At 40.6% G+C, this 12,366-nt stretch carries 15 protein-coding genes; 6 read left to right on the top strand and 9 right to left on the bottom strand.

Annotated features, from left to right (window positions below; all coding sequences use genetic code 11):
* Positions 1-2: 2 nt before the first annotated feature.
* Positions 3-431, top strand: a complete 429-nt coding sequence (locus ACXYMT_RS10650) for an NUDIX domain-containing protein (protein ID WP_459059058.1) — start codon at positions 3-5, stop codon at positions 429-431.
* A 10-nt stretch (positions 432-441) separates the two neighbouring features.
* Entirely contained in the window at positions 442-831 is a 390-nt protein-coding gene (locus tag ACXYMT_RS10645) for an acyl-CoA thioesterase (RefSeq protein ID WP_459059057.1), read from the top strand.
* On the opposite strand, the gene ACXYMT_RS10640 is transcribed toward ACXYMT_RS10645, so the two are convergent.
* Entirely contained in the window at positions 832-1,929 is a 1,098-nt protein-coding gene (locus ACXYMT_RS10640; RefSeq protein WP_459059056.1) for an endonuclease/exonuclease/phosphatase family protein, read from the bottom strand.
* Between the two features lie 206 nt (positions 1,930-2,135).
* On the opposite strand from ACXYMT_RS10640, the gene ACXYMT_RS10635 reads away from it, so the two are divergent.
* Positions 2,136-3,230 carry a hypothetical protein gene (locus tag ACXYMT_RS10635; RefSeq protein ID WP_459059055.1) on the top strand — a complete coding sequence of 365 codons (1,095 nt, stop codon included), beginning with the start codon at positions 2,136-2,138 and terminating at the stop codon, positions 3,228-3,230.
* 37 nt (positions 3,231-3,267) lie between these two features.
* On the opposite strand, the gene ACXYMT_RS10630 is transcribed toward ACXYMT_RS10635, so the two are convergent.
* Positions 3,268-4,548: a mechanosensitive ion channel family protein gene (locus ACXYMT_RS10630; RefSeq protein ID WP_459059054.1), complete on the bottom strand. Its 1,281-nt coding sequence runs from the start codon at positions 4,546-4,548 to the stop codon at positions 3,268-3,270.
* A gap of 4 nt (positions 4,549-4,552) precedes the next feature.
* Positions 4,553-4,837 carry a DUF3817 domain-containing protein gene (locus ACXYMT_RS10625; protein WP_459059053.1) on the bottom strand — a complete coding sequence of 95 codons (285 nt, stop codon included), beginning with the start codon at positions 4,835-4,837 and terminating at the stop codon, positions 4,553-4,555.
* 217 nt (positions 4,838-5,054) lie between these two features.
* Between ACXYMT_RS10625 and galE the strand changes: the two genes are divergently transcribed.
* Positions 5,055-6,092: a UDP-glucose 4-epimerase GalE gene (galE, locus tag ACXYMT_RS10620; RefSeq protein WP_459059052.1), complete on the top strand. Its 1,038-nt coding sequence runs from the start codon at positions 5,055-5,057 to the stop codon at positions 6,090-6,092.
* Positions 6,093-6,229: 137 nt separating this feature from the next.
* Here galE and ACXYMT_RS10615 read toward each other — a convergent pair whose 3' ends face one another.
* Positions 6,230-6,373 (bottom strand): YqaE/Pmp3 family membrane protein, encoded by a 144-nt coding sequence (locus ACXYMT_RS10615; protein WP_093112854.1) that lies wholly within the window; start codon positions 6,371-6,373, stop codon positions 6,230-6,232.
* 210 nt (positions 6,374-6,583) lie between these two features.
* On the opposite strand from ACXYMT_RS10615, the gene ACXYMT_RS10610 reads away from it, so the two are divergent.
* Positions 6,584-7,696, top strand: a complete 1,113-nt coding sequence (locus ACXYMT_RS10610; protein WP_459059170.1) for a DEAD/DEAH box helicase — start codon at positions 6,584-6,586, stop codon at positions 7,694-7,696.
* A 4-nt stretch (positions 7,697-7,700) separates the two neighbouring features.
* Here ACXYMT_RS10610 and ACXYMT_RS10605 read toward each other — a convergent pair whose 3' ends face one another.
* The 3 genes from ACXYMT_RS10605 to ACXYMT_RS10595 form a co-directional block, all read right to left on the bottom strand.
* Positions 7,701-8,579, bottom strand: coding sequence for a cation diffusion facilitator family transporter (locus tag ACXYMT_RS10605; RefSeq protein WP_459059051.1), 879 nt, complete (start codon positions 8,577-8,579; stop codon positions 7,701-7,703).
* 68 nt (positions 8,580-8,647) lie between these two features.
* Entirely contained in the window at positions 8,648-9,274 is a 627-nt protein-coding gene (locus ACXYMT_RS10600; RefSeq protein WP_459059050.1) for a YqaA family protein, read from the bottom strand.
* Positions 9,275-9,343: 69 nt separating this feature from the next.
* Complete coding sequence (locus ACXYMT_RS10595) at positions 9,344-9,718, bottom strand: hypothetical protein (RefSeq protein WP_459059049.1); 375 nt, start codon at positions 9,716-9,718, stop codon at positions 9,344-9,346.
* 251 nt (positions 9,719-9,969) lie between these two features.
* Between ACXYMT_RS10595 and ACXYMT_RS10590 the strand changes: the two genes are divergently transcribed.
* Positions 9,970-10,689 carry an SDR family oxidoreductase gene (locus ACXYMT_RS10590; protein WP_459059048.1) on the top strand — a complete coding sequence of 240 codons (720 nt, stop codon included), beginning with the start codon at positions 9,970-9,972 and terminating at the stop codon, positions 10,687-10,689.
* Between the two features lie 29 nt (positions 10,690-10,718).
* Here the strand turns inward: ACXYMT_RS10590 and ACXYMT_RS10585 are convergent, their stop codons facing one another.
* Positions 10,719-11,627: an alpha/beta fold hydrolase gene (locus tag ACXYMT_RS10585; protein ID WP_459059047.1), complete on the bottom strand. Its 909-nt coding sequence runs from the start codon at positions 11,625-11,627 to the stop codon at positions 10,719-10,721.
* A 12-nt stretch (positions 11,628-11,639) separates the two neighbouring features.
* A complete protein-coding gene (locus ACXYMT_RS10580; RefSeq protein WP_459059046.1) occupies positions 11,640-12,317 on the bottom strand; it encodes a type 1 glutamine amidotransferase domain-containing protein in 678 nt (225 codons plus the stop codon).
* Positions 12,318-12,366: the final 49 nt, after the last annotated feature.

Below are 12,366 nucleotides of genomic sequence, written 5' to 3'. Positions count from 1 at the left end.
TTATGGCTAAACAGAATATTTCAGTAACTACAGACTGTGTGATCTTTTTCAGGAATGGTAATAAACCAAAGGTCCTCCTGGTAAAGCGAAAAAAAGATCCTTTTAAAGATCAATGGGCGCTCCCCGGTGGCTTCTTAGAAGATGAAGAACCATTACAAGATGGTGCGAGGAGAGAGCTTGAAGAAGAAACCGGTCTAAAGGTTCAAAAGCTGCAACAATTACACACTTTTGGGACTCCGGGGAGGGATCCCCGAGGCAGAACCATCAGTATTACCTATTGGGGAGAAGTGGACCGGGAGGAAGAGGTGAGAGGAAATGACGATGCGGTAGAAGCTTCTTGGTTTGAGCTTAAGGATCTTCCCGAACTTGCTTTTGATCATTCAGAAATTCTTCAGCTGGCTCAAAAAGTGTATTTTTCAGAACATCCTTAGAATAAAAATTATGAGATTTCATACCCGAAAATGGATAAAACCCCAGGACCTAAATCCTAACGGAACATTGTTTGGCGGCCGACTTTTAGAATGGATAGATGAAGAAGCTGCTTTATATGCAATTATTCAGCTGGAAAATTCGAGAACGGTGACCAAATACATGAGTGAAATAGATTTCAAAAGCTCAGCAAAAGAGGGGGACATCATAGAAATTGGAATGGATGTGGTCAAATTTGGTACAGCCTCCATCACCCTGCGCTGTGAAGTACGAAATAAAATGACCAGGGAAGTCATTATTAGTATTGAAAAGATCGTGATGGTGTCTCTGGATGAAAAAGGAAAGGCCAAACCTCACGGAAAAACTCAGATAGAATATGTAAAAGACCGGCTTAAGAACTAGCTATTCCTTGCCTTCAGCTTTTTCTTTTTGATCCTTTTTGTCTTCTTTTTCGATCTGTTTTTCTGCTTCCTTTAATACTTTTTCACTGGCGGGTTTAGTAGTCTGGACTGCTCTTACCCCCGGTTCCAGGCTAAGTTTTGCATAAAGGGGAAAGTGATCTGATTCAACATCACCACCCACTTCCATCGTTACCAATCGAAATTCATCTGAAACAAATAAATGATCGAGGGGCCATCTCATTAACCAGCTGTTTGCATTATAGGTATTATAGAAACCTCGCCCAATGCGGGGATCCAGTAATCCGCTTACATCTTTAAAAAGCTGAGTGGTCTCAGACCAGGCGACGTCGTTGAAATCTCCTGCAACGATCACCGGAAGTTTTGATTCTTTAGCCATTTTTGCGACTATCATCATTTGCGCATCTCTGTCAGTAGAAGACGCATCGTGCGGGGGCATAGGCGGTGTGGGATGTATGATATGAAGTTCCACCAATTCCCCGGAAGGCATCACCAGCTTTGTATGCATGGAGGGAATACTGTCTTCCAATAAAAATTTTATCTCTGCATCAAGGAGTTTTAACCTCGAGTAAACCAGCATTCCGTAGGTATTATCGAGTGGCATTTCCATGCGGTAGTTGTAGTCATAATTCTTGAGCCGCTTTCTCAATTCATTTTGCCACTTTGTATTTGTTTCAGTAAAAATGAGAAGATCGGGATCATATTTAAAGATCTCACCAACCACCCGGTCGTACTCCTCATTCTTCTGCAGTACGTTCGTGGCAAGTATGCTCAATCCATGCTGTGGATCGGCGGCTGTATGATACCTTACTTCATTCTTTGCAAACGGTGTATAGGGATAGATCTTTGTTAATTGGAGGAGGAAACAAACTGCAAGTACAATGACGAATGTGTAATCTCTCCAATTGTGCAGATCAAATCTAAAAAAGTACACCAGCAGGGCAACCAAAGTAAGGATTGTAAGCTGCACGTGGGGGTAATCAAACATTCTTATCCACCAGTAATCGGCAGCCACAAAGGGAAAAAGTGAGAGAATTACAGCAATGATTCCAAATGCCTGAAGAAATTTTTTTAATGTCATAAGGAATTATTTGGGGTTAATTCAATTTTAGAAAACGACTTTAAATTCTCTTCTAAATTAGGTTTTTCACCTCCTACCAGAGCCGTGAAATAGAAAATCTTTAATTTTTTTTAAGAAAGAATGGAGATTTTACTGCTTATCTTGTGTTTATCTAGCTAATAAAGAAGGAGATAGGCTTCTTCTTAACTAACCAAAAATAAGTAATCATGAATAAACTTGTCGAATTGAATTCTCATAATGCAGTGCCCAGAAAAGGGATTTCCTGGAGAGCAATCTTTGCGGGAGTGATCTGCATTCTTTCGATTGTTTTTCTTTTGAACCTGCTGGGGCTTTCTTTTGGCTTTGGCACAATTGAACCCGCAGAGGAGAGTAGTCCTTTGAGTGGTCTTGGGACCGGAAGTGTTATTTGGTGGATCGCTTCAAATCTTATTGCTTTATTTATTGGAGGATACGTCGCAGCAAGAGTGGGCGTTTCTTTTTATCATAAAAGCGGAATTGTGCAGGGAATAATGACCTGGGCCTTATATACCTTTATTTCTGCATGGCTGGTAACTTCAGCTGTAGGTGGAATAATCTCCGGAGTTGGAAATACGATTGGCAGTGTTTTGTCCTCAGGAGGTGACCAACAACAGCAGAGCCAGCAGCAAATGAGCCAGGAGCAAAACCAAAGACTCAATATTAGCCTGCAAAAAGCCAAAGAGGAATTTTACAGTTTACTTGAAGATACCCAGAAGGCGGAATTAGATCCGGAGCGAATTGAAAGTCGGGCCGAAGATGTTGTTAGAAGTGCAGGGCAGCAGGCGCGAGAGGCTGCCAGAACCCCCGGTAGGTTAGATGCCGAGGTCGAGCAGATCTTTAGCAATGCGAGAAACGAATTTGAAGATACCTGGGAAGCTTTGGATAAAGAAGCTCTTGTGAATGTTTTGACCGAGAGAACAGATATGAGTGAGGGTGAAGCCAGAAGAGCGGTTGATAATTATGCGGCTGAGTATGAAAATCTTCGCAAAGAATCAGAGCAGTTTCTTGAGCAAGTGAAACAGCAGGCGCAGGAAACAGCGGGCAATATTACTGATGCCATGGGCGATGCTGCTCTTTATTTATTCATCGCCCTGCTTCTCGGTGCCATTGTCGCTGCTGCGGGTGGAGCTGCCGGCGTAAAAAGCTTACGAAGTGATTATGTTGACAGCCATTATATTGATCGGGAGCATTCTTCTTACTACGACAGCGATGGAAATCTAAGAACACGGCGTAGCGAAAGGACTGTTGATTACGATCCTGATGATCGGAGAAATCTAAGATAGTATCCACCTAAAAAGGGGCTTTTTCAAGCCTCTTTTTTTAATTGAGTTGTAAAGGCTTCAGAGCTTTCACAATGTCGTCACCCGAAGGAGATTCAAATAACTGTAGATCAAAATAAGGAACAGCAGCTATTAAGTGGTCGAAAATATCGGCTGTAATGGCTTCATAGAATTCCCAGCGTTTATCGGCACTAAAGCAGTAGATCTCGATAGGGATGCCCTGAGTTGTTGGAGGAAGATGTCGCACCATCATCGTCATTTCCTGATGGATCTTTGGGTGGGACTTTAAATACGAAAGTGCATACTGCCTAAATACACCCAGGTTGGTTTGATGTCTTCCGTTAATAAGGTGCTTTTTATTTATCTCTAATTTTTGGTTATAGGTATTTATTTCCTCCTGCCGTTCCTTTATATAAGGCCCGATCAAACCAAACTCTTCAAACTTTTTAATATCCTCATCATTGACAAACCTAATGGAATTTTGTTTGATGTTAAGGGAACGTTTGATGCGTCTTCCCGGTGATTCCTGCATTCCACGCCAGTTGTGAAAGGAATCGGAAATAAGGTTATAAGTGGGAATAGTGGTGTAAGTGTTGTCCCAGTTCTGTACCCTTACCGTGGCAAGGTTAATTTCAGTTACAAAACCATCGGCTCCATACTTGCTGAAGGTGATCCAGTCTCCAATACGAACAATATCATTTACCGAAACCTGGATGCTGGCCACAAAACCCAGGATGGTATCTTTAAAAATCAATAAAATAACTGCTGAAGCCGCTCCCAAAGTAACCAGAAAACCAACAATAGACTTTCCTGTGATTTCTGAAAAAATGAACATGAAGCCTATTGCCCAGATAATAATCATGAGTACCTGCGTATAGCTCTCAATAGGTTTGTCGTGATATCGCTCATGCCTCTTCATGTACTCGGTAGTAGTACGCAGCAGACTTCGGCATATAAATACTATGAGAATTATGATGTAGATATCCACCAACTTCTCAAAGATGTTGAGCAGTTTCGGATAATCCTCAAATACAACCGGAATGGTAAGAATGAGTAGCAGTAGCGGGAGAATATTGCTTACATAACGTGGGAAATTACTTTTAACCAAATAATCGTCAAAAGTAGTTTTCGTTTTATTGGTGAAGTTTTGGAACGAGGTAAGAACAAGCTTCTTTGTGATGTAATGAATGACATACCAAAGAACAGAAACAATTGCAATGTTGATGAGCATGTTGAGGAAATGGGCAAGATCCACATCCATTCCCTGTTCAATGAAATAATTAGCTAAAAATCCTCCAAATTCCCGTATCTGTTCTCTCATTGTTTTAGAGATATTTTTTCTCTACATAAAATGGACCTAAAGGCAAAACGGAACTTAAACAAACAATAGCCAAAGTTTTGGTCTTCCACTTAAGGGGTCTGTATAAATAAAAAGCTCCGGCTATGTAGGCTACAAATAACCAGCCGTGAGCCATACCTACAATGCGTACCATTTCGGGAGCATCCCATATATATTTCAACGGCATCGCGATCAACAATAGAACGAGGAAAGAAATTCCTTCAAATATACTGATCCATCTAAAGATTTTTACCTGTAATTCTAATGACATTGTCTTCTTTTTTCTGGGTGCAAATATACTTCAAAAGCAACTATTTGAAGGTGGGATTGTCATCAAATTTTAAGGATTATCTCTACCTAAATTTAGCTTAATTAATGAGGATGAACGCAATATCTTAAGCAAATGTTCATCTGCCTTAAATTGCTGGGAACTCTGGTGTTTCTCAATCCTAATTTCTTAAATTGCGGATTATTCAGAAAAAAAGAAAATGAGCAAGAAAATACTTGTCACCGGCGGATTGGGATATATTGGATCTCACACTGTAGTGGCACTTCAGGAAAAAGGTTTTGAGGTAGTTATAATTGATAATCTTTCCAATTCTTCTATTGAAGTTCTGGGAGGGATCACAAAGATCACCCGCATCTCTCCACAATTTGAAAATTTTGATCTTAGGGATAAACAAGCTGTAAAGCAATTCTTTGAAAAATATCAGGAAATAGAAGGAGTGATACATTTTGCTGCATCAAAGGCAGTGGGCGAGAGTGTGCAAAACCCTTTGCTTTATTATGGAAACAATCTTAATACACTCATCTATCTTTTGCAGCAGTTGAAAGAAAAGGAGGCTCCAAAATTCATTTTCAGCTCTTCCTGTACTGTTTATGGGCAGGCAGATGAACTGCCTATTACCGAGAGTGCACCGGTAAAAAAAGCTGAATCTCCTTATGGAAATACGAAGCAAATTGGGGAGGAGATCATTTCTGAAACCTGTAAAGTGCTGCCTCAGTTAAATGCTATTTCCCTTCGATATTTTAATCCAATTGGTGCACATCCATCTGCCAATATAGGGGAATTGCCAATAGGTACTCCGCAGAACCTGGTGCCATTCATCACTCAAACAGCTGCTGGAAAAAGAGATAAGCTTTCGGTTTGGGGGAATGATTACCCTACGCCTGACGGTACCTGTATTAGGGATTATATTCACGTGATGGACCTTGCGAGAGCTCATGTCGTAGCACTTGAGAGGTTGCTTGATAATGAGCAGACAAGCAATTACGAGGTCTTTAACCTGGGAACCGGAAAAGGTAATTCGGTTCTGGAAGCGATTAAAGCCTTTGAAAAAGTTTCAGGTAAGCAACTTCCATATAGTTTTGCCGATAGAAGAGAAGGAGATGTTATAGCTGCCTATGCAGATACTACTAAAGCTAATGAAGTGCTTAAGTGGCAAGCTGAGTATAACATTGAAGATGCATTAGGAAGTGCATGGAAATGGCAACAAAAGCTTGAAGAAAAGACAGAAAAAGAATAAATAAAAAACTGTCTAAAATATAAGCTTAAAGGCTAATTCAAACTTAGTGGATACCTTCTTTAGAGAAGGTCGATGCTTCCAATCTCTCACCTTGGAAACATTGAGGGGAATTACATTTTAGACAGTTTTTACTTCTATTAGTTTACAATAAAAGCATGGATAACTCCAGGCAACCACCCTATCAACGTAAGGATTATGCTTATCAAAAGTGTGGTTCCTACTCCATGGTTTAGATAAACGGCTAAAGGAGGTAATAGGATATTCAAAATGATAGTCAGCATGTTTCTTTTTTTAGTGGTTATACCACCAAATTAATGATAAATTCCTAATTTTTATGCTGATATTTTTGCTTTAGCTTCAATTTAACATGCAGATTATTAAAGTCTTAAGAAGTTTACAAGACAAACTAAGAGCTGGAGCGGCTTGGGGATATATTTGAAGTTCTAAGTTCCTGTTAATGGGAATACCTTATCTTCGCAAAAAATTTAATGATGACATTTAAAGAGCTGGGAGTATCTGACGACCTTATTAAAGGATTAAATGAGATGGGAATAATCAACCCCACAAAGATCCAGGAGGCAGCAATTCCCGTATTGACCGAAGGAGGTGTGGATTTCGTTGGGCAGGCCCAAACAGGTACCGGGAAAACTGCAGCTTTTGGTCTTCCTATTCTTGCACAAATAGACCCTGCAAAAGATGAAGTGCAGGCTTTGATCCTAGCACCAACCAGAGAGCTGGGACAGCAGATAGCGAAGCAGCTTTTTAAGGTCACTAAATACACTGATAAAGTGTTTACAGAAGCGGTCTACGGCGGTGAAAAGATAGATATACAAATTGCCCGACTCAACAGACCAACCCAGATCATTGTGGCCACGCCGGGAAGATTGATCGACCTTATGAAACGTAAAGCTGTAGATGTAAGAACTATAAAGACACTGGTTCTGGATGAAGCAGATGAAATGCTAAGCATGGGGTTCAAACAAGACCTTACAAAGATCCTTGAAGTGACTGCCTCAAAAGAAAGGAATGTTTGGTTATTTTCAGCTACAATTCCCCAGGATCTTAATGAGATCATCAATAAGTACGTCAACAAAGGAGCGAGGCGCGTTAGTGTAGACAAGCAGGATGCTGTAAACACCGGAATTCAACACCAGTTCGTCTCAGGAGATGATAACAGTAAATTAGATACTCTGGCTTACTTCCTGAAGAGTCAGGGCAAAAAACGTGGAATAATCTTTACTAAAACCAAGACCGCTGCACGAACCCTTGCCAAACAACTCATCGCCAAGAATCACGAAGTAGGACTGCTGGAAGGAGATATGCTTCAAAAGGATCGCGATAAAGTGATGCGGGCTTTCAAGAGTAAGAATTTGCGACTTCTTGTTTCTACAGATGTTGCAGCCAGAGGTATTGATGTGGCTAATCTCGCATTTGTAGTTCATTATCAGTTACCAGATCAAACTGAGTACTATACTCACCGCAGTGGCCGTACTGCAAGAGCCGGTAATACGGGATTATCTCTTGCTCTGGTAAACCAGTATGAGCTGAAAAAACTACGCCAGTTTGAAAGGGAGCTAAACATCAGGTTTAGCCAGATACGTTAAGCGCCTACAAAAGATCGCAGGTTTCTTCATCAAGTTCAGTTTCGATAGTATAGTGGTCGAACTTATATTCCTGCAGTACATCCTTTACAGCACGTTTAACATCCAGCAGCTGCTGGAATCGGGTGATGTTCTTCAATTTAATATGGGTAGTAAAAACATGGTCTGTTCCTTCAAGAGACCATAGGTGTGTGTGGTGAAGAGATTCTATTTGTGGAATGGCCTTTAGTTTCTGCTCAATTTCTTCAAGATTTACTTCCTTTGGAACACCCTGTAAAAATATGAAAAGTGTTTCCTTGAGGCGTTTAAAAACATTGTATAAGATGTAGAGCGTGATCAAAAGGGAAAGAGCGGGATCAAGATACGGGGTGTTGTAAAAATGTAATACAACTGCGACAATTAAGACAGCCACCCACCCAAGTACATCTTCTATGAGATGCCAGGAGACAACCTTTTCATTTATTGAAGTGCCTTTGGATAGCTTCCACGCCGCAAAACCATTCACTGCTACTCCAAAAAGGGCAAAAATGAGCATTCCTCCGGCATCGGAATATTCCGGTTCTACAAGCCGGCTAATAGCCTCGGTGATCACATAAACAGAACCTGCCAAAAGTACCAGGCTGTTAATTAAAGCCCCGAGAAGTGAAAATCTTTTGTAGCCAAAACTGAACTTGTAATTTCTACCTTGCCGGGATTTGTTCTGGAGGTACCATGAAGTACCTAAAGAAAGCGTATCTCCCAGATCATGAACTGCATCTGAAATTATAGCGACACTATTCACATAAAATCCGCCGATGAGTTCAAAAACAGTGAAGGCAGCGTTGAGAAAGAAAGCAAGTTTGAGGTTATTGCTTGATCTGTGGTGATGATGGTGATCATGGCCCATAAAAAATCCCGTATTTAAGGTCTCTCAAAAATACGGGATTTAATAGGAATTGTAGTTGTTACTACAATCTATACAATTTTAAATATTACCAGGGCATATCCATAGAACCTGATAAATCTCAAAAGTCCGAATAACAAGTAATATCTGAACTTATAATTAATAATTCCTGCAGCTACACTTGTCATCGAAAAAGGGATAGGCAAAAGAGCACCTACAACAATAAGAAATCCACCCCATTTTTGAGTGTTCTTAATGTGCTTGGCCATTTTGGTCTCCAAAGCCTCATGTACAGCAGGGATCTTAGTAATAGCTTTGCCCATCCAATATGAAATAATTCCACCCAGATAGGATGCAAGGGCGAGCAGGCTTAAATAGCCAACCGGCATGGTAGATTTACCTGCCCAGGCTATAAAAAGTTCTGGAGGGACAATTCCTAGAAAAATGGATTCTGAAGCAAGAAAAACAGCAAGGATCCCAAAAGGTGAATAAGTCTCCGTTACCGTTACCAGAATACTGTTGATATTGATAACATATTCATTTATTGCAAAAATAGCTGCAATAAAAAGAACAATAGGCAAAATGGCCTTTTTGACACTGTTACCTACAAACTTGTAAAATCCTGTGTAATTATAGTATTGGTGAAGTAATTTCCAGCGGGGTTTTTTATTCAAGACAACCTCATTTTTCTTTTTCATATTCTTTTCCTTCCTTAAAAGCTTGCAATAATATATTCAATTATTGAGCCACTTCAGCAAAACAAAAGGTTAATTCTCTTCGGCGTATGCAGTAAGGCTGTTGCTATACTCTCTTAGTTCAAGAGCATTGATCTTATTTTTGGCTTCTGCCATAAGTGAAAGAAGATAATCCAGGCTTTCTGCAGGATCAAAATCACCGTTTTCTTCTGTTTCTTCCTCAAATCCTTCAACAGGTTCATCTTCAGGAATTGGAATATCAAAGGTTTGATAAGTCTCGATGTGCTCATAAGTGAGCCTAATTACCTTCGCAAGTAAAGGACTTTTTTCCTCTACGGCATATGGCCTTAACTCCTTCAAATCTTCTACTATGGTATTGATAATGCCATTACGCATAAGGTCGCGTTGTATTTTATTCAGAAGTTTTTGTGCCTTAGGATTTTCCAATGTGTTTAGTGTTTTATAAAAGATTAAACCAAAACTTCCTGAAAAGCCTCACATTTAGCTCTTTTTGGAAGGTGGGCAAAGATAATTGTTTCTCTCTGTAATTTGTGTTAGTAATTTTAAAGATTTTCTCTACGGAAGTTAAAAATTTTTCTGAAGGCTTACGCTACCCGAAGAATTAACAATATCTTAAAAGGTTCCAATCCCTAATTGGCCTGCATAATTACTAGCTTTAAACTGAAAATTTTATACAAATGAAGAATTTAGAAAATAAAGTAGCCTTCGTAACCGGAGGTAGTAAAGGAATTGGGTATGGTGTTGCAGCTGCGCTCTCCTCTATGGGAGTTAAAGTTGGGATCACCAGCAGGCATCGTGATGAAGCCGAAAAAGCTGCAAAAGAGATCAGTAAAAACGGAAAAGGGGAGGTGATAGGAATAGAAGCTGATGTACGGAACTTCGAGAGCCAGCAAGCAGCCATTAAACAACTAACCGAGAAATGGGGGCAGCTCGATGTTCTTGTCGCAAACGCAGGAGTGGGGCATTTTGGCTCTATTGAAGAGCTTTCACCAGAGCAATGGCAACAAACCATAGACACCAATCTCACAGGCGTTTTTTACAGCCTTAAAGCAGCTGTTCCCGAACTAAAGAAAAGTAAAGGGTATATTTTCACTATCTCAAGTTTGGCAGGTACAAATTTCTTTGCAGGTGGTTCTGCCTACAATGCCAGTAAATTTGGAGTGACAGGATTTACCCAGGCAGCTATGCTTGACCTGCGGAACTATGATATCAAAGTAACCACAATAATGCCGGGATCTGTAGCTACCCATTTTAATGATCACACTCCCGGGGATGCAGATGCATGGAAAATCCAGATCGAAGATATTGGTGAACTGGTGGTAGACCTTCTAAAAATGAATCAGCGGGCGCTGCCGAGTAAGATCGAGATCCGGCCAACAAAGCCACCACAAAAATAATTTGAGATATTGAGTCAAAAAGGAGGTTTTTAAGCCTCCTTTTTTTGTGTCTTCAGGTGAACAGATTTCGCAAGGTCTACAATTTTATCTGCGATTCCCAGCCAGGCCTCTTCCTGGAGGAAATGCCGTGATCTTAGGGTGTGGATCTCTTTTAAATCGGCCACTTTTTTTATTTCTTCACCATAAGTTTCGAGCTGTAGCGCCGGATCTTTGGCACCCCATATGGCCTGTACCGGATATTCCTTACTCTGTACCGCTTTATAACATTCATCTCTAAATTGAATTGAATGATCAAAGCTTCTCATGATCTTCAAAAATGCCTTTCCATGGTCATTTCTTTTTAGGAGATCAACATAAGCATTGATCTCAGACAAGCTAATGCGGGATGAGTTCTCTACCCCCATTTGTTTGAACATAACCGGCCAGGTGAGGTGAGTGATCATTTTAAGTTCGGCTTCACCAAGGACTTTCTTTTCAAAAGGCCGCATAACTACCGGCTTTTTAAAGTTTACAACATCTGCCCAGGAATTTAAAATTGTGAGTGACATTATTCTATTAGCGTGCCTGGCGGCAAGAGCAAAACCAATTGGACCTCCAACATCGTGAACCACTAGGTGGAACTTCTTTAATTTAAGAGCTTTGGCTGCCTTGTAAAGAAAATCGGCCAGATTCGAGAAGGAGTAGTCAAAATCTTCAGGACGGTCTGTAAGACCTAATCCCGGCATATCAATACTTACACCTTTATAGCCTTTTTTTTCAAGGGATCTGAGAACCTTGCGGTACAAAAAGGAAGAGGTGGGCACCCCGTGAAGGCACAGTACGGTTTCTCCCCGGCCATACTTCAAGGCAAAGGTCTTTATCCCGTCAACATCAAAATAAGTGCCCGAAGCTTCATGTTCCTTTATTACCTGGGCGACAGATCTTTCTTTTTCGGCCATATGAATAGATAATTATTTTTGGAGTAAACGGAGCAATTCTCTTGCTGCCTTTTCTGAAGAGGCAGGATTTTGTCCGGTAATCAATTTTCCATCTACCAGGACGTAAGAGCTCCAATCCTCTCCCTTGCTAAAATTTGCTCCCAATTGGTTCATCTTATCTTCAATAAGAAATGGAACTACATTGGTCAGTTCCACGGCGTCTTCTTCAGAATTCGCAAAACCTGTAACATTTTTACCTCTTACCAATGGTTTCTTGTGGTCTTCAACATTGGCTAAAGCTGCCGGAGCATGACACACAAATGCCATTGGTTTCATTTGGTCATTGAACTTTTCTATTAGGGAGATTGATTTGAGATCGTTGGCCAGGTCCCAGAGCGGTCCATGCCCCCCGGGATAGAAAACACCATCAAAATCTGAAGCATCTACTTCTTCCAGTTTTTTTGTGGAGGAAAGTTTTTTCTTTAAGTCCTCATCCTTATCGAATCTCCTGGTAGCTTCGGTCTGGGCATCTTCTGTAGTGCTGGAAGGATCAATAGGTGGTTGTCCTCCTTTTGGAGAAGCCAATGTGATATCGGCTCCAGCATCTGAAAGAACATAATAAGGGGCAGCAAGTTCCTCTACCCAAAAACCCGTTTTTTTTCCCGTGTCTCCCAGTTTATCATGGGACGTAAGAACCATTAATATTTTCATAGTAATCTTATTTGTTTATTGTTTCTAAAGCCCTGTTGCTGCAGGCTCT

It is taken from the genome of Salinimicrobium sp. CAU 1759, from assembly GCF_054482715.1.
This window is presented reverse-complemented; position numbering and strand designations above follow the sequence as displayed.